The organism is Castellaniella sp., assembly GCF_036379515.1.
In the GTDB taxonomy this organism is placed as follows: domain Bacteria; phylum Pseudomonadota; class Gammaproteobacteria; order Burkholderiales; family Burkholderiaceae_B; genus Castellaniella.
This window is the reverse complement of sequence record NZ_DASVGN010000003.1, coordinates 73036-98310: the sequence shown is the minus strand read 5'-3', so window position 1 is coordinate 98310 and position 25275 is coordinate 73036. Positions and strand designations below refer to the sequence as shown.

Here is a 25275-nt window from a genome sequence, read left to right as displayed (position 1 = left end):
ACGTCATGATACCTATGATTTCTATAGGTCGCTACAGTTATTTAGTAACCGCACCGTCAACCCCAACCTCATGCCACCAGGCCACAACCGACCCCACCCAAAAACCCGTTACCCCTTCCTCGGCTCCACCAGACTACACTCCAAACCCATACCAGAAGGCATCGTCTTCCACCCGCGATAATTGCAGGTCGTGCGCTCACAAAAAGTCCTGGAGGGTTGGTCGAGATGGACGGTGACCTTATGTCCAGTCTACGGCGCGGCCGCCTAATCCGAATTGTGCGAGAACTCTACGGTGCAGCGAAAAGCGTGAAGAGTCAACGTGATTGCCAAGCGCTGCGTCCTGCTCGTCCTGACATAGTTGCACGAGCCCACGGATTGATGGTGGCTCGTCGGCTTCGATGATGTGGTATTCGCGTCGTAGCGCGCACACTTCAGCGTCTCCGGCTTCCACGACCTTCGACAAGAGAGTGGCAAACCTGGAAGCGAGTCCGCCGTGTCTGGCAGCCATCCCAGCGCAGTCCAGAACAATGGTGGCGATGGTACCGGTGATGTTCTGCAAGGCAGCGTTTTGATGGTACCCGGGGCTCGCTAGATTCGCAGTTCGGGCGTCACTCACGCCGCCATCTTCAGTTGCTCGCTCGGCCATCTGCCCAGCTTTGATCGCGTCAACGTCTTGCCGAGTTGCACAGTCACCGCTTGCGGCGTTGACTACCAGCAGCCCGGAAAACGCATCAATCGCATCCATGCTCTGTCCCAAGCTCAATCCCATGCCGCGCAAGATGGGCGACATCTGGATGAACGATTCTTTGGTCTCGTTGATCGAGCGGAAGGTGGTCTGCGCAGACTGAACCATCCGATCTTGCACCTGGTTGTATTCGTCAGCGCTTTGGGTTGCCATCTTCAGGCGACTTGCATGCTGGCCCCACTGGTCGGCAGTGTCGATGATCTTCATGGCCGAGAATCCCGCGAACGCGGCCCGCAGCGTACGGTTGATCGTCGCGGCAGCCGTAGCGGCCCGGTCGCCAGAGGCATCAAAGGACTTGCTCAGGCGGTCCACATCACCGGCACCCTGACGAGCAGCGCTTCCTGCTGTGGAGAACAATGCGCCAGCGGTAAGCGCGGACTGTCCCGTCCTCGTGGTGGTTGCGGACACGCGAATTCCAACGGCGTCCATCGCTTCAACCGCTATCTGCAGATCCTTGGCCTTCTGCTCGGCGTTGCGACTGTCGATGGTGATGGAAAGGCGGGATTCGTTTGCCATGTGGCACCCAACAAAAAGGCCCTGCCAATGGCAGAGCCTGAAAACGACAAACCGCCCGAAGGCGGCGAAACACATGCTAAGCGGTCACTGCGGAAGTCGTGCGCTTCCTGTGGGGGAGGAATCGCAAGATGAGGCCCATACCTTCTCGAAATCGGCGGGCGAAGTCGTCAGTCCGTCATCCACGACGACAAGGTCCTCTCGCACAGCGATGAACCGTCTGTACCCGACGTAACCACCCAGCGCGTTTTTCGCGTTGACCTCGCCGCAGACACCATACTGATTACGGAACTTCGCGCTGTCCGGGTCCTTCAGTCCAGCAACAACCCAGCTTCTGACCAGGCGTTGGAGCTTGATTTCGTTCAGGCGAACGTCTTGCGATTTCGGGCTTGGTTCGGTCCGCACGAAGCGCGGCTCAACTTGCGCGGTCGGTGTCTCGTTCCGGCTATTGACGGCCACTTGAAACGCTCCGTATGCCAACGCCGCGACAGCAACGATAGAGAGCAACACGTACGTACCGGTCTTGCTTTTCTTCACTGCGACCTCAGGCACCAGATCATCCAAGGCGCTGTTGTAATGTCTCATGCCTCTGTCGATGTATTCCTGCGCTTCCTCTTTGGTGGCGAAGCCAACCGTGCCCGCGTACCAAAGACCGTACTTCCCTTTCTCTGGCCCCATCCCGCTCTCTTCCGTAACCTATCATTACGCTGACTATACCGCCGCCATCCACTCACGGTCCACGGACAGCACGCACCGATCGAGCAGTTCACGATCCATATGCAAGCCGTGCGCTTTGGCCACCGCCGTCACATCAGCCTCAGAGAGTGGCAGCGGCGAGGCCTTCGCTCCCACGACATACCGCCTTACCAAGTGTGCCGCAGAGAACACTGACAGCGCGTACTCGACAACCACATCGGTTTCGGCTTCCGGCGGCACCTCAACGCCAAGCGCGGAATAGACTAGCCCCACTCTTTACGTGCGACTGTGTGCAGATGCGAGATCAATGCCAGGCGTCGGCAGACGGTATGCGTAGTCGCGAGAAAGTCTGAACATCCTGCCATTTCGTGACAAGCGTGACGGAGCCTGACAAAGATAGCCTCGTTGTTTTTGCTATAAAGAAGTCGGGACAACGATTGGGACGAGGATATGGCCATTCAGATGGTGTGTCGGTACGGCGTGGTGTTGTTTGTCGTGGCACTGATGGCGGGTTGTGCCTCGCATCCTCGGCGTTCGGGGCAAAGTGCGATTGGCAATCAGTGCCCCACCCAAGCCAGTTGCAATTACAACGGTCAGTACGAACCTGGCGAGCGCGATTACGCCGAGCAAGAGGCGCGGCGTCTGAATCAGCAGCAAACCCAGCGCCTGCAGCGCTCGGGCGGCTGGTGGTGATACCAACACGCTGCCCCGCGCGATGCGGGGCAGCTTGGGCGGTACGGCCTTGGAACTGCCGCTTAGAAGTCGTCGTCGAACACCACGCCTTCGTCATTGCGGCGCATGACACTCACCTTGTAGGCGGCGATGTCCTGTTCTTGTGGGCTCGCCTGTGTCTTGCTGATATTCAGCCACTTTTCCATGTACTTGAGCGGGTTCACCTGCGGGAAGGCATAGCGGTCGGTCGTCAGGCCCAGGGTGTTATAGACGTCTTTGGCGCAGTACAGCGTCCATGAAGACAGCCGCTTGGCGTTCATGCCCACCAGTTCTCGGCCTTCAGAGAACAGGTATTCAATCCAGGCGAGTTCGCTGTCGACGACTTCGCTCAGCATCTGTTCGATTTCTGTCTTGCATTCCTCGAGTGCGATGTGCCCGCGCTCGGTGGTCAGCTCGTTCTTGAGCACGGCCCGATCCAGCTCGGCGTGGATTTCAAGCTCGTCTTGCGCGATCTTCTGGATGGATTTGCCGATGGGCTGGAACATGCCCGTGTCGCAGATGGCGAAGGTCACGGCGAAAGAGGCCATGAATTGAATGCGTTCCATGCAGAACAGGGCGACGACCATCTTGAAGATGATGTTGTATGTCGCCTGGTCGTTGGCCAGCTGTCCCAGTGCATATTGGTGGGACGCCTGAAAGCCTTCTTCGAACGCGCGCACCACGCACGAGAGCCGTTCGTGAGCCTGACGCACGTGCAGGATCTCGTCGATGATGGTCGATGCGTCGTCGAACGAGTTGCGCACGATCTCGGAATAGGTGGCGGCGTGGACGACTTCGTTGTCGGACACGCGCTGCCAGGCGGCCCAGAGCTCGCTAGATGTGATGAATGGGGCCAGCACCGGTGCGATGGCACGGGAGGCGACGCTGTCGGCTTCCCATTGCCAGGCCAGCGTTTTGATCATCATGTCGTAGGTCGCGCGGTCGGCCTTTTTGAAGTCGGCATTGCACGACGAATAATCGAATTCGTTTTCGTCCCAATCCAGTGACTTTTGGGTCTTGTAGAGCTCCCAGATGCGCGGATAGTGGCGATTGATGGTATCGAAGAGCCCTTGACGCTCGCCCAGAAACAACAAGGGCTTCTCGTAATCGTGTTTGTCGTAATTGAAGACGTTTTCAGACATGTCGAAGTTTTCCGTGGGTGCGGGTCGGGTGTGGTTGCACCCGGCCCGTGTTCGATTACAGCGTGCAGGCCCCGACGCAGACGGGGTCGAGCTCGTAGGCGGCGTCTGGCGCGACCGGCGCGGCAGGGGCGTTCGCCGTAGGTTCTGCTCCCTGCGTGGCGGGCAATTCGGCAATGCGCTTCATGCCCGCAGAAGTTTTCTGGTTCATGTAGTACTTGGACTTCAGCCCCATCTTCACGCGGTACAGGTAGTTCTGGATCATTTCGGTGGATTCGATGGACGCATCGCCGATGACCTTGCGGTAGAAATCAGCCGAGATGCCTTGATCGGTCCATTTCTGGATGATGGCATAGGCATCCGTCATGTCTTCGGCCGAGATGTCCCAGGCAGATTCATACCAGGCGCCCAGTGTGTCGCCTTCGGGGGCCGCCCAGTAGTTGACGCGTTCGTTGTCGGTCTTGATGAGAGTGAGCTCACGCACCGGGTACACGCCGTTGGTGGTGCCAGAGGCATTGGCCGAGGTCTCGGTCGGCATGTGGGCGACCAGCACGGAATTGCGGATGCCCCCGTTGGCTACGATGTCGGCGCGCAGGGCTTCCCAGTCGTAGTGGGTCTCGAACGCCGCAATTTTGTCGACGCTGCGGTTGTACGTATCGGTGGGCAGCCAGCCGGCCGGCCACTTTGTCTTGTGCATCCAGGGGGCGTTGCCTAGTTCCTTGCCCAGTTGCAGGCTGGCGCGTACCAGGTGGTAGTAGTGGCGTTCGGCCACCGTATGGATGAATTGCTTGCCGTCTTCAGTGCTGTAGTGCTTGTGGTTACGGGCCATCAGGTGGGCGAGGCCCAGGATGCCCACGCCAGCGTTCAGGCGGGCGCGCGAAGTGAAACCCACGTGGGGGAGCTCGTAGTGTGCCAGGTGGATGCACTTGTCGATCATGAGCAGCGCGTAATACGCCACCTCGGCGTATTGGTCGTCGGTGTCGATATTCGAGACCACGATGCCTGCCAGGTTGCATGTGGCGACTTCGGGGGCCGAGCGGTGCAGGATCTTTGTCACGACAGTGCCGTCGTCCAGCGTGTCGCCTTCCTGGATGTCCTCGAGCCAGAGCTCGCCACGCGCTGTGTTGACTTGGACGCCGTTGGGTTCCAGGTGTCGCGTTTGCCCGTTGGCGTCTTCGTAGTCAATGCAGGCGATGTCGTGATCCTGATAGATCTGCGTCATGTGATCGTAGGCACCCGTGGGCAGATCGATCTCGGAGCACAGGTTCGAGCTGTGGATCGTGTCCTTGAATGGGGTGTGGTGATTCATCTCGTAGAGATTGTGCTCGTAGATGCGGCCGGTTTCGTTCCACTCGTTGGTGGCCGTGATAAGCAGTTCACGGGCGTTCACGTAGTGCTTCTTGAAACCCGGATCGGCTTCGTAGCGGGCGTAGAGCGCCTCGAAGCGGGCTTCGTCGTCGCTGTAGAGTGCGTCGTACAGGTCCGGCGCCGTGAAGCAATTGAAGAGAAATATTTCTTCGTTGCGCGCGACCTTGCGGGCGAAGAAGCGGTTTCCGCCCCAGGAATAGTCCATGCCGCGAATCTTGCGGTCGGCTGTGGACATGGGGTTTTTCAGGCGCAGCAGCGTTTCGACTTCGGGGTCGAAGATGGAGAAGTAGCTGGTGCATGCACCGCCCCGGCCGTTTTGCAGCGAGGCTTTGACCTCGGCCACGACGGCGCGCAAGTAAGGCAGTTTGCCCTGATGGCGGATTGCACCGCCCCGGACGGGGTCGTTGAGCGAGCGGATTCCCATGTGCGACCCGATGCCAGCACTCATGTAGGTCATGGTGTTGGCAATGTGGTTGCCCACGGCAATCGAGCGGGCCGAATCGTCGGTGGTGTAGAGGCAGCAGCTGGCGTAGCCGCGCAGCGGCGTACCCAGGTTGACGTGATTGGGGGTAGGGGCGTTGATGCGGTTTTTGGACAGGTGCTTGTAGAACTTCGAGACGTCGTTCATGCGCCGTTCGTGGGGCTGGTCCACGGACAATGCCATGGCCATGCGCATGTACATGAACTGTGGCGTTTCGTAGTGGATGCCGCGCACGCGGTCGGAAATGGCGTACTTGGTCAGCGCGGTGTGGATCTGGTAGTGCGCGTATTCGAAGTCGCGTTCGTGGTCGATCATGCGCTCGACTTCACCGTATTCGGCGTCGGAGTAGTCCAGATGTTCCATGAGCCCCAGGGCGGTGAGCTTGTCGTGCAGTTCGCGCACCGTGGGGAACCGGCCTCCGCAGACGTCCTTGAGCTTCTTGTGCACCAGCGCCGCGTACAGGCGCCCGGCCATGCGGTTATAGGACCAGGTGTCGAAATCCAGGCAGGTCTTGATCAACCGGATCTGCAGTTCTTCGGAGGTGCACTCCTCGGGCATGCTGGGGACGGTTTCGAGTACGACGGACGACCAGTCGACTTCGTCGCCCAAGGTTTTGGCACCCCATTCGCCCCAGCCATTGACCTTGGAAGGGGTAAAGGGCTCTGTGCGTCCGTCGCGCTTGATAATGTTCTTGATCATGGTCCTCTCGTTCTAGGAATTCGCAGCTTGCATGGTGGCGCCGCGATGACCCGGCAATCGCCCGATTATCCCGTGTTTTCAAGGGACGTCTACGGGTTTGTTGGTTATGGTGTGTTGCGGGCTTGACTACAATATGTTGTGATTCGAGGTACAGAATACACCATAGATAGTGTGAATCTCAATCTTGACAGACAAGATTTTTTGACCGTCCAAAGGGGCTTTTCGGGCAGGCTCGACCGCGTTGTTTTTGCGCTGCAAAGCGGGGTGTCCTGTTCTGTGGCGGCGGCTGTCGGAGCCGTTTGTGAACCTGTCTCCGGCGGCTCATGTTCACGGGATTTGCGCGTTGCAGCAGCGCTTCTGTAGCATCGTTTCCAAGAATTTTTTAGTGTTTTAATTTTTTTCAGAAACATGGGGTGTGGGGAAAGCGCCGCGGTTTGGGTCGGCGCGGGCCTCGGGAGAAAGCACGCAACATGAGTACGCCGATCAGCACGCAGGAACGCAACCAGATCAAGTTGCAAGGATTTCTCGAAGACAAGCTCAAGTGGCACGATTACACGCACATTGCCGTGGATGACGACTCGCTGGCGCCAGCCGACTGGTTTGTGCACACCGTGGGCCGTGCACGCTCGGGCAAGCCTGAGCTCATCGTGACCGGCCAGATCGATTCCAGGCGCGCCATGGATCTGATCTCTGATGTGGTCGCATACGAGGCGCGTGGCGGCGTGTTGAGAGACGGTGAACGCCTGACGCCCGATCAGGCGCGCATCTCCTTGGTGCTCAAGGATGTATCGACGCCTTTTGTGCGCGACAAGAGAGTGGTACAGGCCACCAGCCGGTTTGGCTCTGGTATTCGGGTGATACAGGTAGTGTGGCCGGATGGCGCGGGGCGTTTCCCGGATGAGCCGGGCTACGACGCGGCGGGTTGCCCCCAGCAGGCGTTGTGGCGGGCCGGCTGACCTTTTGGCACTTGTGCGGGCGTTGGGGGCACTGAAGGTCGCGCATAATGAGGCTTCGAGACTCACCTGGTGCCTTGCTGCGGGTGAGCTGCCAGAATCTCGGAACAGGAGTTGTCTTGATGAACACCCCTTCGTCTCAGCCACAGTTGTTCGAGTCTCATGAATGTCCGGTGGTCGATGGACATCGACAGGTGCAGCGGCTGGCTGCGCGCATCGCCGACGTAGGCGGGATTCCCATTCATCGTGTCTTGCCTCAGCGTGCCCGCCGTACGGTGGGCGCCTGGTGTTTTGCCGACCACGCGGGTCCTTCCCCGATAGAGGCGCGCCAACCAGGCATGCGGGTGGGACCCCATCCACACATTGGCCTGCAGACCTTTACCTGGATGATTTCGGGCGAAGTCCTGCACCGCGATAGCCTTGGGCATGTGCAAGAAATCCGGCCCGGGGAACTCAACCTCATGACTGCAGGACGCGGTATTGCCCATACCGAAGAGTCTGTTCCTGGTTCTACCAGTCTGCATGCGGCTCAGCTCTGGATTGCCCTGCCATTCGAGCACCGCAACACCGATCCGCGCTTTGACCATTACGAAAACCTCCCGCATTGGGTGGAGCAGGGCGTGGAGGCTACTTTGCTCATGGGCGACTACGCGGGTCACAGGGCGCCTGCGCTGGCGTTTTCGCCATTGCTGGGGATGGATCTCACCAGCCGTGCACCCCGCGCCTTGAGCTTGCCCGTTCAGGCCGATTTTGAATACGGCGTGCTGGTGCTCGATGGGCAGTTGACCGTGGGTTCCGAGATTTTTGTGGCCAATGAAATGGCTTATTTTGGCTGTGGTATCGAAGGTGTGAACTTTGACCTGGGCGCGGATACTCGGGTTCTGTTGCTGGGGGGGCGGCCCCTGGGCGAAGAAATCCTTATCTGGTGGAATTTCGTCGGGCACAGCCGTGAAGACATCGTTCAGGCCCAGGCCGACTGGGAAGCCGAGTCGGATCGCTTTGGACCTGTTCACGGGTATGTCGGAAAGCGGTTACTGCCGCCCCCCATCCCCTGGGCGCACTAAACTCGTACTTTTACGATGAGGAATTCCAATGGCTTTTTCTCTTTACGCGGCCACCGTGCCGGTGTTCAAACAGTATCTGAATGGCCTGGATGCCATCCTGACCAAGGCCGAAGGGCATGCGACGGTCGGCAAGATCGAGCCCGATGCGCTTTTGCAGGGACGCCTGTTTCCGGACATGTTTACTTTCGTGCGGCAGGTTCAGCTCTCGACCAGCTGGGCCCGCGAAATCACAGCTCGTCTGGCGGGCCTCGAAGTCCCTGAATACGAAAAGACTGAGCACAGCTTCGGCGATTTGCACGCGTTGATTGCCAAGACGCTGGCCTATCTCGATGGTGTCAGCGCGTCTGCCATCGAGGGTCAGTCCGAGCGCGAGATCGTTCTTCGCCCCGGCACGCCGCGCGAGCACCACTTCACGGGGCAGTCGTATTTGCTCAACTATGCCTTGCCGCAGTTCTTCTTTCACGTCACCACGGCCTACGCAGTTTTGCGCAGCAGCGGTGTGGTGATCGGCAAGCGCGACTTCCTGGGCCAGTACTGAGGTCCGGCGTGGCGTCCCGCCTGATTTGCGTGCACGCGTGTGCCGCCGAGTCAGGCTGGGATGTCGGCGGGCAGGTTGATCCGCGGATCAATACCCGTCGAATTCTTCGGTGCGGATGTTGTCTTCGTCTGCGCCGATGGACATCAGCAGCTCACGCATCGCTCTCACCATGCCCGGAGGCCCTGACAGGTAGTAGATCGGTGAGGCCAGATCTGGCACATGGCGTTTCACCATCGCAGCATCCACGCGGCCGTGTTCGGCGCCAGCCACTTTTTCCTGCGAGTAGACCGGCACGAACGTGAAGTTCGGGTTCTGATGTGCGAGCTTTTGCAGTTCGTCGACCAACGGTGCCCGCGCCCGCGTGTCATTGGCATACAGCAAAGTGATCTTGTGGGCTGTCTTGTCGTGTGTGGCCTGCGCGATCATGCTGCGTACGGGGGTGATGCCCACGCCACCAATCAGGAACACCACGGTTTTGGATTCATTCTTGGGCAGCGTGAAGGCGCCAAAGACGGCGTCCAGCTTGACGGGTGTACCCAACGGGAGATCGCGGATGGTATTTTTGAACGGGGTCCCCCGCATGCGGGTAATGGCTGCAATGTGGTCTTCGTAGGGCGCGTTCACGAACGAAAAGCCATGCACGTAGGTTTTCTTCTCGGCCCCGGGTTTTGCCTCCAGGATGATGTCGAAGAATTGTCCTGCCCGGAATTTGAAGTCTTTGGGTTTTTCCAGGATGAACTCCATGGTGCCCTCAGCGACTTCCTTCCTGCCAGTGAGCTTGGACTCGTAAATTGCCATACGTGGCCTCCAGAAAACCGTGCGCCTGCGAATCACTGCGATCACCCCAGCGCGGGTGACGAGATCGGTGAATTCAGCGACGCACCTCAATTGAGCGCTGCTTACATTCTGTGATTGGTATATCACAAATCCATGACTCACCGTAGATAAGCCCGTGGGGTGTCGCGTAAACCGTGTATCTTGGACATCACCCCACCTTTCTTGAACGGTAAAATTGATGCGTATGTTGACGGATTCCTTGGGGCAGGCTTGGCAGGCTGCGCTGCTCGACGCTTCTTATGGCAGCGTGGCGCTGCTTTTTAGCCCGCTGCGTGGCAGCGACATCCGCTGCTACGAGATGCCTGCTGACACCATGGCCCAAGCCGAAGCCCAGTTGGCAGCCATGACTGAAGCAGACCTGCTGGGCCTGCTGGCGGAGGCACAACCCTGGACCCCCGGCTGAAGTCCTGCGCATTGCCCAGGGCGGTGAAGATTGCGCCCCTTGTCTGGGCAGTGCACCCATCCGAATTCAAGTATGCAGACTCGCCGAACAGGGCGCTAGCGTTTTGCGAGTGTCAGTGAGATTCCGATGAGGGAACTCGCGATCATCGCCAGGATCAGCAGCCAATACCCCACGCGGCGCGGGCCCGGGGTTCCTGCACGGACCGACCAGCCAAACAGGATCATGGCCAGATCGTAGAAGATTGTGCCGGCAATCAGCAGGCCGAAGTTCCCCGTGAGGGTGCCGCCGATGACCCCCGCGTGGCCCAGGTTCAGCAACACCCACTCTGCCCACAAAGTACCGACGCGGGGCGGATTCACCGCCAATGCAGCCTGTGCCGAGCCCAGCACGTACTGGACCACGCCTGTCACCAACACCAGGTAGGCGACCATCCAGACCAGTGGCATGGTGGGACGGTAGGCGATAGCGGCAGCAATCAGGCCCGCGCCGATGATGGCGAGCGCACCGGTCACTCTGAAGGGAGTCGAGGCGTTATTCATGATGGGATGCTTCCTGGGTTTTCCAGCTTTTGATTCTAGTGCTCCGTGTCGCCGGGGGGGCGGGACGGAAGGTGGGCTCAATAAAGGACGTGGTGCGCGTGCACGGTGGCCAGCAGGTATCGCAGGGCCTCGCGAGTGCCAGAGCCTTCCGGTGCCAGCTCTACGATGCGTAGTGCGCGCTCGCGCCAGTATGGGTCCGGGATGCGGCCTTCTATGACCATGCGTGCGTAGACTGAATCGTTGCGCCGTACCCGGTCCATCTGGTCGAGCAGGTCACCTAGCGTGATCAGGCTGATCTGGCAGGCCTCGGCGAGCACCACGCATTCGTTCATGGCTTGCTGCAACTCGGCGCAGTGCACATCCACAGATCGTTGGCCGTCAGCGCTGTAGAGCTGGATCACCAGCCCTTCGGACATGGTCCATTCCAGATCCGAAATGGTGCGTGCCGGCAGTTTGCCCAGGTCGCGTGCCTCGTGCGGCTTGAAGTTCATGAGTGGTGTTGCCATGGATGCTCTCCCTGTGCACGCTTTCATTGTGACCCGTATTCAGCGTGGTGGCCGGCAAACCACCGCTGGGCGTGGGCTCTTCTGGTCGCTGGAGCCTGCAGGCTGACGAATTGTGGTGAATTCTGTAGGGATACCAGGGCTATTCGAGGTATGATTGCGCGATTCCAGATTGGGTGCTCTATGTCGATTCCTCCTTCCTCCTCGAACCCAGATGCCTCACGGGCCGCTGACCCGGGAGTCGACGCGGTCTGGCCACGCTTGGCGCATGCACAGGTCTTGCGCCTGAGAGCGTTGACGGTGCTGGGGGTGGTCGCTGTCCTGACCCTGCCTTGGGTCGCCTCGGCCTGGCCAGAGGCCGGGTGGGTCAACCAAGGAATCGAGTGGCTGGGCGTTGCTCTGATCATCACGGCGATTTTGGGGCGTTGTGGTTGCATGCTGTATCTGGGTGGACGCAAAGGCGCCGACCTGGTGGCGGAAGGCCCTTATTCCGTCAGCCGCAATCCTCTCTACGTCTTCTCCATTCTTGCGGTTACGGGGATCGGCCTGCAGACGGGCAGCCTTGTCGTGGGGGCGGTGCTTGGAGCGCTGGCCTTTGCCGTGTTTCGCTGGATCGTGTCTGAAGAAGAGCAGCTCCTGCGGGTGGCGTTCGGCACAAGTTTCGAAGCCTATTGCGCTCAGGTGCCGAGGTTCTGGCCGCGTTCCAGCCTCTGGCATTCCCCGCGCCACGCCATGGTTGATCTGCATGGTGTCTGGAAGACGCTGCGCGATGCCTTGCCGTATTTTCTGGCGATTCCGGTGTTCGAGGCCATCGAGCTTGCACAGCGCGCCGACTGGGTGCATGTCAAGGTGTGGCTGTTCTGAAGCCGTCCTGAGTCGCGATGGCGCCGTGATACAGTGAGGCCTCTCTTTCGGTGAGGGTCTCAAAGATGGATATTGTCTTTGCGTCGCGGCATGACAAACATCCCGAAGAATGGGTAAGGGCATTGCAGCAGGCCCTGCCGGACCATTCTGTCCGCCTCTGGATGGAAGGTGCCGCTTCTGCCGGCACCGCACAAGCGGCAGTCGTCTGGGCGCCCCCGCAGGCACTGTTTGAGCAGGAGCCACATCTCAGGTACCTGTTCAATCTGGGAGCGGGGGTTGATGCGCTGCTTCAACTCCCGGGGCTACCCGCAGAACTCAGCATTGTGCGTCTCGAAGACGGTGGCATGGCCGACCAGATGGCCGAGTACGCGCTCTATCATCTGCTGCGCGAAGCACGGGGTTTTGGACAGTATGCCGATCAGCAACGGCAGGCGCGTTGGCATCGGATGAGCCCTATGTTGCGCGAGGATTGGCCCGTCGGCATTTTGGGTTCGGGGCGCATTGGCTCTCGAGTGGCGCAAGTATTCGCGGCGCTCGATTATCCCGTCGCAGTGTGGTCCCGCCAGGGCCTGCCCGTGGCCGGGGCAGAAGTCTTTTCGGGTCCCGAGGGTCTGCCAGCGTTCCTGGCTCGCACGCGGGTGTTGATCAACGTGCTGCCGTTGACCCCGGCGACTCAGGGCATTCTTTGTCAGGATACTTTCGAGGCGCTCAAGCCGGATGCCTTTCTGGTCAACATGGCGCGCGGTGCCCACCTGATCGAATCAGACCTTCTGGCAGCACTGGAAAGTGGCCGGCTGCGGGGGGCGGCACTGGATGCTTTCATCCATGAACCCTTGCCGGCGAGCCACCCGTTCTGGGCCCATCCACGCATTCAGGTCACGCCGCATGTGGCCGGCATGAGCCTGCTGGGGCAGACGGTGCGCCAGATCGCCGGAAAAATCCAGGCGCTGGCGCGGGGCGAGGCGATCTCGGGCGTGGTCGACCGGGCGCAGCAATACTGAGTCAGCGGCCGCCAGCAGCCTGCAGCGCAAGCTGAAGCGCCATTTCCTGACGCTCCCGGCTGTGCTCCAGCCCGTCCAGGAAGCGCTTCGGTATCGACTGAATGCCTCCGATGGCGCCACTCAGTGCCCCCGTGAGTATGGCCCGGGCCTGATTCTGGCCACCGCCATTGACGGCGTGCAGCACCGCAGATTCGAAGTCTCCCTGGAACCGTCCGGCCAGATAGTAGGCGGCCGGGAACTGGTGGTAGACGGCGCAGGGCATGCCGTAGACCAGCGAAGCCTTCCAGGCTGGTTCGATATGGATGTCGGGGTCGGCAATGGCGCGGAGAATATTCGAGACCGTCAGCAGCGCATCGGGTGAAGGGAACTGCCCCGCGTGCCGCGGTGCTTCTGGACCGGCCGGAGGGACCTGCTCGCCCGTGGACGTCACGCTGTGGAAAGGCAGTACGCCGTTGTGCACCAGGTCCATCAGGCGGCTCGAGGTCTGTGCATCCAGAGGTTCGCCGCGCACCAGGCTGCCCAGAATGCTGGCATAGGCCACGGTCATCGCCATGATGGTGGTGTCGCGCTGGGTGAGTGCCGTGTTGGTCGAAGCGTGTTCAGCCAGGGCGCCAGGCTGCAGCGCGTAGCGGATGCCCAGTGCCAGTACCCTCTCTGCCGCTTCAGTGGTATCGGCGAGGCCTGAAACCTGACCCCAGGGGCGTTTTGCCTTCACGCGCAGGCGCCAGGTCTCGCGGATGGACTGGCTGGTGTAGCCGCCTGGGCCTTGCATGGGGGTGCCGTCCAGCTTTGTGAAGAGGTCTTCATCCAGCCGTTTGCAGAAGTCCTCTTCCACGTAGTGCCCTTGTGTGGCAAGCGACTGTGCCAGCATTTCCAGGATGATGCCGGCCTGAGACGATTGACCTGCCTGCAGCCCTGCGTGATAGTGATCGGGCTTTGGTGTTGTGTAGTCTGTGATCCAGGGGCCGAAGTTGCGATGCAGTTCGTCCAGATCGTAGTACCAGTGCGGGCCCAGGGCGAGCGCATCGCCCACGAAGGCACCCATCAGGGCACCCTGAGCGCGCTGCTCGAAGGTGATTGAAGCTTTGTCGTTCATGAAAACTCCGTTCTAGAGGCTGCGATGTCACGCCTCATGCTGTGGAATGGTTTCAGCATACGACAAATGAAGGGCCGCCATAGAGAAGGGAGAAGGCGGCCCTGGGGTCAGGCTTTGTGTGAGCAGCCCGCCGTTGCGGGCGGAGGCACTCGTCAGAGAGCGGCGATCGCCGCGTCGTAGCCTGCGCGCAGCTGGGCGTAGACAGGGCCCGGCTTGCCGTTTCCGACCGCCTTGCCGTCGTACTGCGTGATGGGCAGGATTTCTTTGGTGGCCGATGACAACATGAGTTCGTCGGCGGCTGCGACTTCTTCTTGCAGGATCGCGCGTGACTCGAACCGGATCCCCAGTTTTTGCGCCAACTCCTGGATGAAGACGTAGCGGATGCCTTCCAGGATGAATTCGTCGCGCACCGGTGCAATGAGTACGCCGTTTTTCACGACCCAGACGTTGCTCGACGAGCCTTCAGAGAGGTGGCCGTTGCGGAATTGAATGACGTCGTCCACTCCGGCATCGGTGGCAAACTGCTTGGCCAGTACGTTGCCCAGCAGGGAAACCGACTTGATGTCGCAGTGCTGCCAGCGCAGATCCGGCATGCTGACGACCGAGTAGCCGTGTTCCCGCTTTTTGGCGTCAGGACGAGCAAAGGGCGACACCATGCAGAAGATCGTCGGCTCGCAAGGGTCGGTCGGAAAGCCGTGTTCGCGCTTGGCTACGCCCCGGGTGACTTGCAGGTACAGCGTGCAATCTGCCAGGCCCGAGCGCTTGAGCATGTCGCGCAGCAGGTGTTCCCAGTCGGCGTCCGATTTGCCCGTTTCGATGCACACCTTTTTCAGGCTGCGTTGCAGCCGAGCCAGGTGCTCATGAATGCGAAAGGGCTTGCCGTGATAGACGGGAACCACTTCGTAGATGCCGTCGCCAAAGATAAAGCCGCGGTCCAGAACAGAGATCTTGGCATCGCCCAGGCGTACGAGTTCGCCGTTCAAGTAAACGAGACTGTCGTTGTCGACATTCGGAATCATCTTCAAGCCTCTTGCAGCAATCAGTGAGATAGGATTTTGGAGAGGAACAGCTTGGCGCGCTCCGAGCGTTGGTCGGGGTGGTCAAAGAACTCATCCTTGGAGCAGTCTTCGACGATCTTCCCGGCATCCATGAAAATGACGCGGTCGGCGACTTTTCGGGCAAACCCCATTTCGTGGGTGACGACCATCATGGTCATGCCTTCGCGTGCGAGGTCCACCATGACGTCCAGCACTTCGTTTACCATTTCGGGATCGAGCGCTGACGTGGGTTCGTCAAACAGCATTGCAATGGGGTCCATGGCCAGTGCACGCGCGATGGCGACGCGTTGCTGTTGGCCGCCGGAAAGCTGGCCCGGATATTTGTCGACGTGCGCGGCCAGACCCACGCGATCGAGCAGCTTGCGCCCGCGCTCTTCGGCCTCGGCGGCAGGGCGGCCCAGTACTTTCATTTGAGCCAGCGACAGGTTGCGCATGACCGACAGGTGGGGAAACAGCTCAAAGTGCTGGAACACCATGCCGATGCGCGAGCGTAACTTGTACTGGTCCGTGGCCTTGTCGTTGACGGACGTGCCATTGAAGACGATCTGGCCTTTCTGGAAGGGTTCCAGCCCGTTAGCCGTCTTGATCAGGGTAGATTTGCCGGACCCGGACGGGCCGCAGACTACGACGACCTCGCCCTTGGAGACGGAAGTGGAGCAATCGGTCAGCACCTGAAAGTTGCCGTACCACTTGCTGACGTTTTTGAATTCGATCATGGGGGTCATGAGAGCTCCGGGATTCAACGCGCGGCGACCGCCAGGCGGCGGTTGAGCCGCCGGACGGCGCGCGACGCGGCGTAGGAAATGAGGAAGTAGACGACGGCGGCAAACAGGTACATTTCGACCATGCGGCCATCGCGCTGGGCAATGACGTTGGCTGCGCCCAGGAAGTCGGTCAGGGACAGCACGTACACCAGCGACGTATCCTGGAAGAGCACGATCATCTGCGTGAGCAGCACTGGAGTCATGTTGCGGAACGCCTGCGGCAGCACGATGTTGGCCATGACTTGCCAGTAGCTCAGGCCCAGCGCGTAGCCGGCGGCCGCCTGGCCCACGGGGATGGACTGGATGCCCGCCCGCATGATCTCGCAGAAGTAGGCGGCCTCGAAGATGATGAAGGTGATAAGTGCCGATGTGAAGCCACCCACGGCCACAGGGTGTCCTGCGTGGGTGAGCCACCCCACGATGTAGGGCACCAGGAAGTAGAACCAGAAGATGATCAGAATCAGCGGGAGCGCCCGCAGCAGATTGGCGTAAAAGCCAGCGAACCCCGAGACCAGTCGGTTCGAGGACAATCGCATCATCGCAAGCAGCGTGCCCAGGATGATGGCGCCTATCGTGGAAAGAATCGTGAGCTTGAGCGTGAACACCATCCCCGTGGCCATGAGGTATGGCAGGGTGCGCCAGATCACATCAAAGTCGAATGCATGCATGATGGTTCCTTAGCGTTTGCTGCCCATGAAGCCCGGTACGGCGGACCGTTTTTCAAGGATGTACATCAGCACGACAACGACGGCATTGACCAGCAGATACAGGATGGTCGCGGCGGTGAAGGTCTCGAAGATCTGAAACGAGAATTCCTGCATGGAACGCGCGGCACCGGTGATTTCGAGCAGCCCGATCGTGAAGGCCAGCGATGAGTTCTTGATGAGGTTCAGGGCCTCGGACGTGAGTGGGGGCAGAATGATGCGCATGGTCATGGGCAGCAGCACATATCGGTAGACTTGGCTGCGCCGCAGGCCCAGGGCCTTGCCCGCCATGCGCTGCCCGCTGGGCAGCGCCGTGATGCCGGCGCGGACTTGCTCGGCGATCCGCGCGGACGTGAATAGCCCCAGGCACAACACAGCCGTGAAGAATGTGCTCCAGGTGGGGTCTGCCTGCTTGATCATGTTGCCCAAGTGCGTTGGCAGCAGATCGGGGAAGACGAAATACCACAGGAACATTTGCACCAGCAGCGGAATGTTGCGAAAGAGTTCGACGTAGCCGGCGCACACGCGCTCAAGCCAGCCCACTTGCAGCGTCCGAGCGACACCCACCAATACGCCGACGACGAGGGCGATGATCCAGGCCAGGATGGACAGTCCAATCGTCCAGTACATCCCGCGAATCAGGGTATGCAGGTAGGTTCCCGTGCCATCCGGGGCTTCGGCCCAGAAGATGAGCCAGTTCCAGTGATAGTTCATTGAAGCGATTCCTATGGGCAGGACCCTGTGTGGCGCCGACCCATTGAACAGGCGGCACGACCTTTAGCCGTGCCGCCTCATGACGCCTGATGGTGTCAGGCGGATTTCAGCAGACCCGAATCAATCTGCGTAGGCCTTGGGGTCAGGAGAGTCGGTCGGGTTGGCGACCACTTTCTTGAGCTCTGACGACATCGGCCAGTTCAGGTTGACGTTCTTGGGCGGGATCGGCGACATGAACCATTTGGTGTACATTTTTTCAAGCTGGCCGTCTTTCATCATGGCGGTCACGGCCTTGTCGACTGCCGTCTTGAAGGGGACGTCGCCTTTGGGCTCAATGATGCCGTAGGGTTCGACCGTGTAGGCCTTTTTGCTGATCATCCAGTCTTGGGGATCGCGCGAGTTGGCCACCAGACCTGCCAGCAGGATGTCGTCCATGAAGAACGCCGAGGCGCGGCCGTTGGCGACCGTCAGAAAGGCTTCGGAGTGATCGGCAGCCGGGATGATGCGCATGCCCAGGTGCTTGTCAGCGTTGGTCTGCGTCAGCCACTTGAGGTTGCTGGTGCCCGACGTGGAGGTGACGGTCTTGCCCTTGAAATCGGCCAGATCGTTGACGTTGGATTTTTTGTACGCGGTGAAGCGCGTGGCAGTCACGAAGGTCGTGGGGGCAAAGCTCACTTGCTCCTGACGCTGCGCATTGTTGGTGGCCGAACCGCAGGCCAGATCGACCGTGCCGTTGGCGACCAGCGGAATGCGGGTGGACGACGTGACCGAAACAAGCTTGACCTTCAGGTTGGGCATGCCCAGGTCTTTCTTCAGGGCGTCGACGATGCCATAGCAGATGTCCATGGAATAGCCCACGGGCTTCTGGTTGTCATCCAGGTAAGAAAAGGGGATGGAGGATTCGCGGTATCCCAGCGTGATTTCACCGGCCGACTTGATTTTGTCCATGCGGCTGGTCGCGGCCTGAACCGCCGGGGCTGCGGTGGCTGCCACGGCGGCGGCCAGCATGAGCGGTAATACTTTCATAACGTCTCCTGAGTGAAGGAACCAGTACTTCTTGACCCTAGATCCTGCTGACAAAGTGCTGACAGGATACGCGGGATCTTGTGATTGTGACGAAACTTATAAACGAGCGAAAGAGCCTCTGCCAAATAGCAAAATAAGTGGAGCCCATAACAAAGGGCTATAACATAGACTCTCGAGCGCCCGCATCCTATCACATTCATGAGTGCTTGCCCGTCAGGGCTTTCACGACTTTCAGGGTTTTTCCTCATTCCATGAGATTGCGACATATCGAAGTTTTCGAGGCCATCCGGCAGACCGGTTCCTTGACGCAGGCCGCCGCCCTGTTGAATATCTCTCAGCCGGCCGCGAGCAAGATTCTGGCGCATGCGGAGTCGCAGCTGGGGTTCAGGCTCTTCGACCGCGTCAAAGGGCGGCTGGTCCCCACGCGCGAGGCTGAGATCCTGGCCCCGCAAATTGCGCAGCTCAGCCAGGATTTGTCCCACGTCAATCGTCTGGCGGCCAATCTGAAGCAGGGTCAGTACGCCCATTTGCGCATTGGCTGCGTGCCTGCCGTGGGGTTGGGTCTGCTGCCGCTCACCATGCAGCGGTTCTATCAGACTTCGCATGCTTCGTTCAAGATCAGCACGTTGCACAGTCCGCAGCTCGTAGCCGGGCTGCATACCCGAGAGCTGGACGTGGCCATTACCTTCGATGCAGGAGATCATCCGGGGCTCAAGCGCACGCAGGTGGGGCTGACGGAGCTGGTCTATCTGAGCCGCAGCCCGATCCCCGACCCGGTATCGCTGCGCCGGGTTGCCATGCGTCCCTTCATTGTGCCCGATCCCAGGGATCAGGTGGGTGAGCAGGTGGAGCGGGCGCTGCGGGATACAGGCGTCGAGGCCAACACCCGCATCGTGGTGCAGACACACTATGTCGCCTGTAGTCTGGTGGATGCAGGCTGCGGGGATGCGCTGGTCGACAGCCTGACGGCGCGTGCCATGATGAAGCCAGGCATGAGCCTGAGCCGTCTGGAGCCTGCAGTGTCCATTCCCATCAATGTCATGGTGAATGCGACGGATTCACTCAGTTTGCTGCATCATGACTTCATCGATAGCTTGATCGAGGCCTGCCGGCAGCTCGCACCTTGGTCGGAGAGCCCAGAGTCGTCCTTGCGGTTTTGAGCGGGCCAGGGTCGTGTCTCTGCGCGGGTCTGTGGTTGAAATGTGCGCTTGTTACATATCCTTTTGTTATGGATTACCCCTGAATCGGAACTTGTCTCCACGCGGGTTGCACCGGACAATCCCTGTCATCGTTTTCGAGGGTCTGGAAAGGCAATGCATGCATTTGTGATTGGGGCCGGGGTGATTGGGGTGACGACCGCCTGGCAACTGGCCAAGAATGGGTGGCAGGTGACGCTGGTCGACGCACAGGGTGAGCCGGCAGCCGTCACCAGCCACGCCAACGGAGGGCAGCTCAGTTACAGCTATGTGGCCCCGCTGGCCGATCCGGGAGTTCTGCCCCACCTGCCAGAGTGGCTGTTGCGCCGCGAATCTCCCTTGCGTTTCACCCCGAGGCTGGACCCTGCCCAATGGGCCTGGTGCCTGAAATTTCTGCGGGCCTGCAATTCGCGTACCGCGACCGAGTCCACTGCGCAGATGCTGACTTTGTCCTATCTGAGCCGGAATGTGCTGCATGAATGGCTGCATGAAGTGCCGCTTGAATTCAGCCATGCCGCTCATGGGAAGCTCATTGTCTATCGTTCGGCTGCGTTGCTGGACAAGACCCGCTCGCTGGTGGCGTATCAGGCCGAGCATGGTTCCAGCCAGCAGGTGCTCGATGCCGATTCCTGTGTGTCTCTGGAACCTGCGCTGGCCTCGGTTCAGCACGACATCGCGGGGGCTGTCTACACCCCCAGTGAGGAATCCGGGGACTGCGCACAGTTCACCCATCAGCTGTTCGATCGGCTGTCCACCCTGAAATCCGTAGAGATCCGCATGGGCGATCGGGTCCGGCGCCTTCATCGGGCCGGGGGAGATATCCAGGGGGTGCTGATGGAAGGCGGTGAAGTCTTGCAAGCCGATCATTACGTCGTGGCCGCCGGAATGGGGAGCGTCTCTCTGCTTGAGCCTCTGGGCTCGCGGCCGGCCCTGTATCCGCTCAAGGGTTTCAGCCTGAGCGTGCCCTGTGCACCAGAGACTCCTGTGCCCACCATCAGCGTCACGGATTATGAGCGCAAGACAGTGTATGCGCGGTTAGGCTCGACGTTGCGCATCGCGGCCATGGTTGGAATCGGCAGTCGTGACACGCGCATCGAGGCCGATCGGATTGCACTCTTGCGTCGGCAAGTCTCAGAGCTCTTGCCGGGACTGGATCTTACCGAAGCCCAGGCCTGGGCTGGCCAGCGACCCGCAACCCCTGATGGGCGGCCGCTGATCGGACGCAGCCGCGCAGCGGGCAATCTGTGGCTCAACATCGGTCATGGAGCGCTGGGGTTTACGCTGGCTTGCGGCAGCAGTCGCCTGTTGTCGGATCTGATGGAAGGACGCGAACCTTCCATCGAGGCCCATCCGTTTCAACCCGCCTGCTGAGGCTCAGAAATGCCGAGGCCAGTGCGGGGTATCGCGGGATCCACGCTGGAGCAAGCCTACCGGCAAGCCATCTATCGTATCGATGGCCATCCCCCGCGGGATCTCGTCCTCGACGGATTCAAGCCGGTCCCGGGCGCGACGACGGGGAGCAACGCGGAGGGCATCTTCATCACGGCCTGTAATCCCCGCAGCCGCCGCCTGCGTCCGTCGGTCAATGCCAGGCGCTTGCGCGCGCTGCAAAGAGCAGTTCAATGGATGGGGTATACGTGCCTGGCGGCGCGTGCTCTGGACCCCCAGGGCCTCTGGCCTGAGGAACCCAGTTTCTGGGTTCCCCGGTTACCGCTTGCACGGGGCCACGAACTGGCCCGCCGCTTTGGCCAGAACGCGTTTGTGGCCTGTGATGCCCGAGGCGTCGCCCGTCTGATGTGGGTGGTTCGTCGGCCTGTGCCGTAAATAGAGAGGCGAAGCCGCGTTTTCAGCCGCCTGTGCATTGCGTTCTGCTAAGGTAGAAAAAATTCGACTCTCTGGGAGAACGCAGATGCCTCGGTTCCTGACCCGTTACACCGTTTTTTATGTGGTGATTGCGCTGGCTGTGCTGAGTGCCGTCCTGGCGCTTGAGGTCAGTGCTGGCTGGTGGGTGTTCTTTGCGCTGTTCGCCGCCTTGGCCGTCCTGGGTGTCTACGATCTGAATCAGACGCGGCACGCGATCCGTCGCAATTATCCTGTCATCGGCAATTTGCGCTTTCTGTTCGAGTTCGTGCGGCCCGAAATCCGCCAGTACTTCTTTGAGGACGACACGCTCAAGCTGCCGTTTTCACGCGTAGACCGTTCACTGGTCTATCAGCGGGCCAAGCGCCAGACCGATTTGCGACCTTTCGGCACTCAGGGCAATGTCTATGGCAACGAGTACGAGTGGATCAATCATGCCATGGTCCCGACGCATATTGCCGACACGGATTTTCGCATCACGGTGGGTGGCCCCGAATGCGCTCGGCCCGTGGAACTGTCAGTGTTCAACATCTCGGCCATGAGCTTTGGAGCGCTGTCGGCCAATGCCGTCATGGCCCTGAACAAAGGCGCCAGCCTGGGCGGCTTTGCGCACGATACGGGCGAAGGCGGCGTCAGTGCCTACCACCTGCGCCACGGGGGAGACCTGATCTGGAACATTGGTTCGGGGTACTTCGGATGCCGCAATGTGGATGGGTCGTTTTCCGATGAGCGGTTCGCCGAAATGGCACAACGTGACAGCATTCGCATGATCGAGATCAAGCTGTCCCAGGGGGCGAAACCGGGCCATGGAGGGGTGCTGCCGGGACCCAAGGTCACCGCCGAGATTGCAGCGGCTCGTGGCGTGCCGCAAGGGCAGGATTGTGTGTCACCTTCCAGTCACAGCGCATTCCACACACCCATTGAACTCATGCATTTCATCGTGCACCTGCGTGAATTGTCGGGTGGAAAGCCTGTAGGCTTCAAGCTTTGCATAGGCCACCCTTGGGAATGGTTCGCGATGGCCAAGGCCATGCTGGCGACCGGGATCACCCCCGATTTCATCGTGGTGGATGGTGCAGAAGGCGGCACCGGTGCCGCCCCCATCGAGTTCGTGGATCATGTGGGAACTCCTCTGCGTGAGGGGCTGCGTCTGGTCCACAACACGCTGGTGGGCATTGGTTTGCGCGAGCGTATCCGGCTGGGTGCTTCCGGCAAGGTCATCAGCGCGTTCGACATGGCGCGCATCATGGCGCTGGGAGCTGACTGGTGCAATAGCGCCCGGGCCTATATGTTTGCCATTGGCTGCATCCAGGCGCAGGTCTGTCATACGGGCCGGTGCCCGACAGGGGTCACGACCCAGGATCCCAAACGGCAAAAGGCGCTGGTGGTTGCCGACAAGTCCGTGCGTGTCGCCAATTATCATGCGGGCACCTTGAAGGCATTGGGCGAATTGCTGGGGGCAGCGGGTTTGCACCATCCCTGCGAACTGCGGCCTCATCATATTGCCCGGCGCATTCCCAACGGGGAAGTGCGCGTGCTGTCGGCTTTGTTCCCTGATCTCGAGAAAGGGGAGCTGTTGCAGGGGCATTTTCGCAATACCATCTTTCGCACTGCGTGGCCGATGGCCCAGGCAGAGTCATTCGAGCCGCTGTACAGCCTGAGCGCCGCCTTGTCGGGCCACCCCGACACAGGGATTCCCGAGGCGGCTGCGGTGCAGTAGTGGCAGCCGCGATCTCGGTGTCGTGTTGGCCTCGATATCAAGTTGCACTTGTTGCAATTGAGGAAAGCGAGGGGGGTTGACCCAGATTCCTGTTGGCCTATACTGAAGCTGCTACTAAACGGTAGCACTTCATCGCCACTTAGGCGTTGATTAGGCGCTGCGCCCATGTAGCGCTCACTGCCACATCGGCAGTAGGGCCCCGCCAAAAGGCGGGGCCTTTGAATTTCTGGTGGGTCATTTTCTGACCCAATCATTGCACGGCTGTGTCGTCCATGCTGGCGATTACCACTTGGTTGCGTCCCTGCTGCTTTGCCTGATACAGGGCGCGATCGGCGGCCTTGAGCACGTCGTGAACGTTGCCGCTGATCCAGGCAGAAACACCTATCGACACCGTGACTCGTTGCTGGGACAAGATGTCGGCTTCTGCGATGTGGACACACAGCCGCTGAGCGATGCTCGTCGCCTGATCCAGGTCTACGCCTGGCAGCAAGGCCAGGAATTCTTCTCCGCCGGTCCGGAACAGCACGTCGCCTTGTCGGGCCTGGCTACGCATCCAGATTCCTACGCCGCGGATGACTTCGTCTCCTGCATCATGGCCATAAGTGTCGTTGATCGTCTTGAAAAAATCGATGTCCAGGCTGATGACGGCAAAAGGTTCTGCCAGCGCTTGCCAGAATTCCAGTAGCGCCGAGAGCCCACGTCGATTGCCCAGTCCCGTCAGGGGGTCGGTGTGGGCTTCGTCGTGCAGTTTGCCCAACTGCGTGCGTACGGACCCCAGGCTGTCCATTAGAGCGTGTTTGAGTTGATCGGCTTCGTAGTACCGGGTTTGCACAGCCGCGATGCGCTGTTCCTGCCCCGCCTCGTAGCCGTCGCGTACGATGCGGGCCAGTTGCTCGAGTGGCCGGGAGATCCAGCGCGAGGAGAACCAGAGCAAGGCGAGGAGGAGAATTGCGGGCCCGAGGGTCAGCCACAGGACTCGCCACATCAGGTCGTTCATGTGTCGTAGTGCCATCGAAGTGGGGCGTTGAACGATGATGCCCCACTGCGCTGCCCGTACGTAGGCGTATCCGGTCAGCATGTCATCGCCCGCCGAGTCTGTAAAGCGCGTTTGTCCTGAGGAGCCATCCAGTGCGGCGTCGATGGCCGGGTTGGCCTCGAGGGTGGTTCCAATCTGAGAGGACCCTGGGTGATACAGTAGGCGTCGGGAAGAATCCACGACGTACACGTAGGTGCCGTCATGGAAGAATTGTTCGCCCATCAGTCGATACAATCCACCGTTTGTCTTGAGATATAAGACTCCCATCAGATAGCCCAGATACTGGTGTTGTGCGTTGAAGAGGGGGTGTGAGACTGCGATGGCCAGATTGCCTAACACGGTCGTGAAGGGCTGGCTGACGAAAGGAATCCACAAGCGGAGTGCTTCTTGCGCGGCCTCGGAGTTCGTTCGCTTCCCGGCCAGCCCCAGGTCCTGGGGCGAAGCGAGCTGGATGATACCGTTGCGCGAGACCAAGGTGACTGAGTTGAACCCGATCCCTTGTTCCCTGAGGCGGTCGAGTTCGGCTCGCATGACGCCCGGACCGAGATTCGAGCGCTCCAGTATGGCGGCGGAATAAGCCAGATCTCGTTGCGCTCGGTCCAGCATGTCGGCCGTCGTGGTGGCGAGCTTTTGCGCGAAGGCCTCGTTGGAAGCCAGCGTGGCATCGATGAGCTGCTGGCGCTGCACTTCATAGGCGCCCAGCATGCCGGCTGCCAGCATGAGCGCGCCACTGGTTACTGCCAATAGCAAAATCAGCTGGCGCAGGTTGAGGCGATAGGGCCTTTGGCTATGCATCCGTCGGTGGATATTCGTGGGTGTGATGAAAAGCCCGTCGTTCTTCCTGACACTTCGGTCCGCCCAGTACTATAGCGCCGCCCTGGGGGCCCATATCCGTGCAGCAAGCGGTGTTTCAGCACCCAATTTGCACGTAGTCTTGATACTCGCTAAAATTCACGCTCTTTGGCGCACTAGCTCAGTCGGTTAGAGCGACGGAATCATAATCCGCAGGTCCCCTGTTCGAATCAGGGGTGCGCCACCAGAATTATC

The 25275-nt window shown here is 60.1% G+C and carries 26 protein-coding genes and 1 tRNA gene; 12 read left to right on the top strand and 15 right to left on the bottom strand.

What is annotated here, in order from left to right; genetic code table 11:
* Nucleotides 1-238 precede the first annotated feature (238 nt).
* The 3 genes from VF285_RS00940 to VF285_RS00930 form a co-directional block, all read right to left on the bottom strand.
* On the bottom strand, nt 239-1261 hold the full coding sequence (locus VF285_RS00940) for a tape measure protein (protein ID WP_346950736.1): 1023 nt from the start codon (nt 1259-1261) through the stop codon (nt 239-241).
* Nucleotides 1262-1345: 84 nt separating this feature from the next.
* Complete coding sequence (locus tag VF285_RS00935) at nt 1346-1936, bottom strand: hypothetical protein (protein ID WP_346950735.1); 591 nt, start codon at nt 1934-1936, stop codon at nt 1346-1348.
* Nucleotides 1937-1969: 33 nt separating this feature from the next.
* The gene (locus tag VF285_RS00930; RefSeq protein WP_346950734.1) at nt 1970-2194 is read right to left on the bottom strand and encodes a hypothetical protein; all 225 of its coding nucleotides are present in this window, start codon (nt 2192-2194) and stop codon (nt 1970-1972) included.
* 210 nt (nt 2195-2404) lie between these two features.
* On the opposite strand from VF285_RS00930, the gene VF285_RS00925 reads away from it, so the two are divergent.
* Complete coding sequence (locus tag VF285_RS00925) at nt 2405-2647, top strand: hypothetical protein (protein ID WP_346950733.1); 243 nt, start codon at nt 2405-2407, stop codon at nt 2645-2647.
* A 62-nt stretch (nt 2648-2709) separates the two neighbouring features.
* On the opposite strand, the gene VF285_RS00920 is transcribed toward VF285_RS00925, so the two are convergent.
* Both VF285_RS00920 and VF285_RS00915 read right to left on the bottom strand, forming a co-directional pair.
* A complete protein-coding gene (locus tag VF285_RS00920) occupies nt 2710-3807 on the bottom strand; it encodes a ribonucleotide-diphosphate reductase subunit beta (RefSeq protein ID WP_346950732.1) in 1098 nt (365 codons plus the stop codon).
* A 55-nt stretch (nt 3808-3862) separates the two neighbouring features.
* Complete coding sequence (locus tag VF285_RS00915) at nt 3863-6352, bottom strand: ribonucleoside-diphosphate reductase subunit alpha (protein WP_346950731.1); 2490 nt, start codon at nt 6350-6352, stop codon at nt 3863-3865.
* A 470-nt stretch (nt 6353-6822) separates the two neighbouring features.
* Here VF285_RS00915 and VF285_RS00910 point away from each other — a divergent pair, with 470 nt between their 5' ends.
* From VF285_RS00910 to VF285_RS00900, 3 genes are all read left to right on the top strand, one after another.
* Nucleotides 6823-7308: a DUF4262 domain-containing protein gene (locus VF285_RS00910; protein ID WP_346950730.1), complete on the top strand. Its 486-nt coding sequence runs from the start codon at nt 6823-6825 to the stop codon at nt 7306-7308.
* A gap of 119 nt (nt 7309-7427) precedes the next feature.
* The gene (locus VF285_RS00905; protein WP_346950729.1) at nt 7428-8369 is read left to right on the top strand and encodes a pirin family protein; all 942 of its coding nucleotides are present in this window, start codon (nt 7428-7430) and stop codon (nt 8367-8369) included.
* Nucleotides 8370-8397: 28 nt separating this feature from the next.
* A complete protein-coding gene (locus tag VF285_RS00900; RefSeq protein WP_346950728.1) occupies nt 8398-8907 on the top strand; it encodes a DUF1993 domain-containing protein in 510 nt (169 codons plus the stop codon).
* A gap of 87 nt (nt 8908-8994) precedes the next feature.
* On the opposite strand, the gene VF285_RS00895 is transcribed toward VF285_RS00900, so the two are convergent.
* Nucleotides 8995-9705 (bottom strand): FAD-dependent oxidoreductase, encoded by a 711-nt coding sequence (locus tag VF285_RS00895; protein WP_346950727.1) that lies wholly within the window; start codon nt 9703-9705, stop codon nt 8995-8997.
* Between the two features lie 223 nt (nt 9706-9928).
* Here VF285_RS00895 and VF285_RS00890 point away from each other — a divergent pair, with 223 nt between their 5' ends.
* Entirely contained in the window at nt 9929-10147 is a 219-nt protein-coding gene (locus VF285_RS00890; RefSeq protein ID WP_346950726.1) for a hypothetical protein, read from the top strand.
* A gap of 95 nt (nt 10148-10242) precedes the next feature.
* Here the strand turns inward: VF285_RS00890 and VF285_RS00885 are convergent, their stop codons facing one another.
* Both VF285_RS00885 and VF285_RS00880 read right to left on the bottom strand, forming a co-directional pair.
* A complete protein-coding gene (locus tag VF285_RS00885; protein WP_346950725.1) occupies nt 10243-10686 on the bottom strand; it encodes a hypothetical protein in 444 nt (147 codons plus the stop codon).
* A 77-nt stretch (nt 10687-10763) separates the two neighbouring features.
* Nucleotides 10764-11192 carry a hypothetical protein gene (locus VF285_RS00880; protein ID WP_346950724.1) on the bottom strand — a complete coding sequence of 143 codons (429 nt, stop codon included), beginning with the start codon at nt 11190-11192 and terminating at the stop codon, nt 10764-10766.
* Between the two features lie 180 nt (nt 11193-11372).
* Here VF285_RS00880 and VF285_RS00875 point away from each other — a divergent pair, with 180 nt between their 5' ends.
* Complete coding sequence (locus VF285_RS00875) at nt 11373-12053, top strand: isoprenylcysteine carboxylmethyltransferase family protein (RefSeq protein ID WP_346950723.1); 681 nt, start codon at nt 11373-11375, stop codon at nt 12051-12053.
* A gap of 65 nt (nt 12054-12118) precedes the next feature.
* Nucleotides 12119-13054, top strand: a complete 936-nt coding sequence (locus tag VF285_RS00870; RefSeq protein ID WP_346950722.1) for a glyoxylate/hydroxypyruvate reductase A — start codon at nt 12119-12121, stop codon at nt 13052-13054.
* A 1-nt stretch (nt 13055) separates the two neighbouring features.
* Here VF285_RS00870 and VF285_RS00865 read toward each other — a convergent pair whose 3' ends face one another.
* From VF285_RS00865 to VF285_RS00840, 6 genes are all read right to left on the bottom strand, one after another.
* Nucleotides 13056-14150: an ADP-ribosylglycohydrolase family protein gene (locus VF285_RS00865; RefSeq protein WP_346950721.1), complete on the bottom strand. Its 1095-nt coding sequence runs from the start codon at nt 14148-14150 to the stop codon at nt 13056-13058.
* 152 nt (nt 14151-14302) lie between these two features.
* Nucleotides 14303-15169, bottom strand: coding sequence for a D-amino acid aminotransferase (locus VF285_RS00860; RefSeq protein ID WP_346950720.1), 867 nt, complete (start codon nt 15167-15169; stop codon nt 14303-14305).
* 20 nt (nt 15170-15189) lie between these two features.
* The gene (locus VF285_RS00855) at nt 15190-15924 is read right to left on the bottom strand and encodes an amino acid ABC transporter ATP-binding protein (RefSeq protein ID WP_346950773.1); all 735 of its coding nucleotides are present in this window, start codon (nt 15922-15924) and stop codon (nt 15190-15192) included.
* 23 nt (nt 15925-15947) lie between these two features.
* Nucleotides 15948-16640, bottom strand: coding sequence for an ABC transporter permease subunit (locus tag VF285_RS00850; protein ID WP_346950719.1), 693 nt, complete (start codon nt 16638-16640; stop codon nt 15948-15950).
* Between the two features lie 9 nt (nt 16641-16649).
* The gene (locus tag VF285_RS00845; RefSeq protein WP_346950718.1) at nt 16650-17390 is read right to left on the bottom strand and encodes an amino acid ABC transporter permease; all 741 of its coding nucleotides are present in this window, start codon (nt 17388-17390) and stop codon (nt 16650-16652) included.
* A gap of 120 nt (nt 17391-17510) precedes the next feature.
* The gene (locus VF285_RS00840; RefSeq protein ID WP_346950717.1) at nt 17511-18416 is read right to left on the bottom strand and encodes an amino acid ABC transporter substrate-binding protein; all 906 of its coding nucleotides are present in this window, start codon (nt 18414-18416) and stop codon (nt 17511-17513) included.
* Nucleotides 18417-18667: 251 nt separating this feature from the next.
* Here VF285_RS00840 and VF285_RS00835 point away from each other — a divergent pair, with 251 nt between their 5' ends.
* The 4 genes from VF285_RS00835 to VF285_RS00820 all read left to right on the top strand — a co-directional run bounded on the left by VF285_RS00835 (nt 18668) and on the right by VF285_RS00820 (nt 23192).
* Nucleotides 18668-19576, top strand: a complete 909-nt coding sequence (locus tag VF285_RS00835) for a LysR family transcriptional regulator (protein ID WP_346950716.1) — start codon at nt 18668-18670, stop codon at nt 19574-19576.
* A gap of 153 nt (nt 19577-19729) precedes the next feature.
* Complete coding sequence (locus VF285_RS00830; RefSeq protein WP_346950715.1) at nt 19730-20983, top strand: D-amino acid dehydrogenase; 1254 nt, start codon at nt 19730-19732, stop codon at nt 20981-20983.
* 9 nt (nt 20984-20992) lie between these two features.
* The gene (locus tag VF285_RS00825; RefSeq protein WP_346950714.1) at nt 20993-21436 is read left to right on the top strand and encodes a DUF3293 domain-containing protein; all 444 of its coding nucleotides are present in this window, start codon (nt 20993-20995) and stop codon (nt 21434-21436) included.
* An 85-nt stretch (nt 21437-21521) separates the two neighbouring features.
* Entirely contained in the window at nt 21522-23192 is a 1671-nt protein-coding gene (locus tag VF285_RS00820) for an FMN-binding glutamate synthase family protein (protein ID WP_346950713.1), read from the top strand.
* A gap of 250 nt (nt 23193-23442) precedes the next feature.
* Here the strand turns inward: VF285_RS00820 and VF285_RS00815 are convergent, their stop codons facing one another.
* Nucleotides 23443-25023 (bottom strand): sensor domain-containing diguanylate cyclase, encoded by a 1581-nt coding sequence (locus VF285_RS00815; RefSeq protein ID WP_346950712.1) that lies wholly within the window; start codon nt 25021-25023, stop codon nt 23443-23445.
* Nucleotides 25024-25190: 167 nt separating this feature from the next.
* Here VF285_RS00815 and VF285_RS00810 point away from each other — a divergent pair.
* Nucleotides 25191-25267 (top strand) — tRNA-Met (locus VF285_RS00810).
* Nucleotides 25268-25275: the final 8 nt, after the last annotated feature.

Excerpts from the sequence above, each read along its gene's own strand:
- VF285_RS00940 (WP_346950736.1), bottom strand. The coding sequence starts at position 1,261 with ATGGCAAACGAATCCCGCCTTTCCATCACCATCGACAGTCGCAACGCC.
- VF285_RS00935 (WP_346950735.1), bottom strand. The coding sequence starts at position 1,936 with ATGGGGCCAGAGAAAGGGAAGTACGGTCTTTGGTACGCGGGCACGGTT.
- VF285_RS00925 (WP_346950733.1), top strand. The coding sequence starts at position 2,405 with ATGGCCATTCAGATGGTGTGTCGGTACGGCGTGGTGTTGTTTGTCGTG.
- VF285_RS00920 (WP_346950732.1), bottom strand. The coding sequence starts at position 3,807 with ATGTCTGAAAACGTCTTCAATTACGACAAACACGATTACGAGAAGCCC.
- VF285_RS00915 (WP_346950731.1), bottom strand. The coding sequence starts at position 6,352 with ATGATCAAGAACATTATCAAGCGCGACGGACGCACAGAGCCCTTTACC.
- VF285_RS00910 (WP_346950730.1), top strand. The coding sequence starts at position 6,823 with ATGAGTACGCCGATCAGCACGCAGGAACGCAACCAGATCAAGTTGCAA.
- VF285_RS00905 (WP_346950729.1), top strand. The coding sequence starts at position 7,428 with ATGAACACCCCTTCGTCTCAGCCACAGTTGTTCGAGTCTCATGAATGT.
- VF285_RS00900 (WP_346950728.1), top strand. The coding sequence starts at position 8,398 with ATGGCTTTTTCTCTTTACGCGGCCACCGTGCCGGTGTTCAAACAGTAT.
- VF285_RS00895 (WP_346950727.1), bottom strand. The coding sequence starts at position 9,705 with ATGGCAATTTACGAGTCCAAGCTCACTGGCAGGAAGGAAGTCGCTGAG.
- VF285_RS00890 (WP_346950726.1), top strand. The coding sequence starts at position 9,929 with ATGTTGACGGATTCCTTGGGGCAGGCTTGGCAGGCTGCGCTGCTCGAC.
- VF285_RS00885 (WP_346950725.1), bottom strand. The coding sequence starts at position 10,686 with ATGAATAACGCCTCGACTCCCTTCAGAGTGACCGGTGCGCTCGCCATC.
- VF285_RS00880 (WP_346950724.1), bottom strand. The coding sequence starts at position 11,192 with ATGGCAACACCACTCATGAACTTCAAGCCGCACGAGGCACGCGACCTG.
- VF285_RS00875 (WP_346950723.1), top strand. The coding sequence starts at position 11,373 with ATGTCGATTCCTCCTTCCTCCTCGAACCCAGATGCCTCACGGGCCGCT.
- VF285_RS00870 (WP_346950722.1), top strand. The coding sequence starts at position 12,119 with ATGGATATTGTCTTTGCGTCGCGGCATGACAAACATCCCGAAGAATGG.
- VF285_RS00865 (WP_346950721.1), bottom strand. The coding sequence starts at position 14,150 with ATGAACGACAAAGCTTCAATCACCTTCGAGCAGCGCGCTCAGGGTGCC.
- VF285_RS00860 (WP_346950720.1), bottom strand. The coding sequence starts at position 15,169 with ATGATTCCGAATGTCGACAACGACAGTCTCGTTTACTTGAACGGCGAA.
- VF285_RS00855 (WP_346950773.1), bottom strand. The coding sequence starts at position 15,924 with ATGATCGAATTCAAAAACGTCAGCAAGTGGTACGGCAACTTTCAGGTG.
- VF285_RS00850 (WP_346950719.1), bottom strand. The coding sequence starts at position 16,640 with ATGCATGCATTCGACTTTGATGTGATCTGGCGCACCCTGCCATACCTC.
- VF285_RS00845 (WP_346950718.1), bottom strand. The coding sequence starts at position 17,390 with ATGAACTATCACTGGAACTGGCTCATCTTCTGGGCCGAAGCCCCGGAT.
- VF285_RS00840 (WP_346950717.1), bottom strand. The coding sequence starts at position 18,416 with ATGAAAGTATTACCGCTCATGCTGGCCGCCGCCGTGGCAGCCACCGCA.
- VF285_RS00835 (WP_346950716.1), top strand. The coding sequence starts at position 18,668 with ATGAGATTGCGACATATCGAAGTTTTCGAGGCCATCCGGCAGACCGGT.
- VF285_RS00830 (WP_346950715.1), top strand. The coding sequence starts at position 19,730 with ATGCATGCATTTGTGATTGGGGCCGGGGTGATTGGGGTGACGACCGCC.
- VF285_RS00825 (WP_346950714.1), top strand. The coding sequence starts at position 20,993 with ATGCCGAGGCCAGTGCGGGGTATCGCGGGATCCACGCTGGAGCAAGCC.
- VF285_RS00820 (WP_346950713.1), top strand. The coding sequence starts at position 21,522 with ATGCCTCGGTTCCTGACCCGTTACACCGTTTTTTATGTGGTGATTGCG.
- VF285_RS00815 (WP_346950712.1), bottom strand. The coding sequence starts at position 25,023 with ATGCATAGCCAAAGGCCCTATCGCCTCAACCTGCGCCAGCTGATTTTG.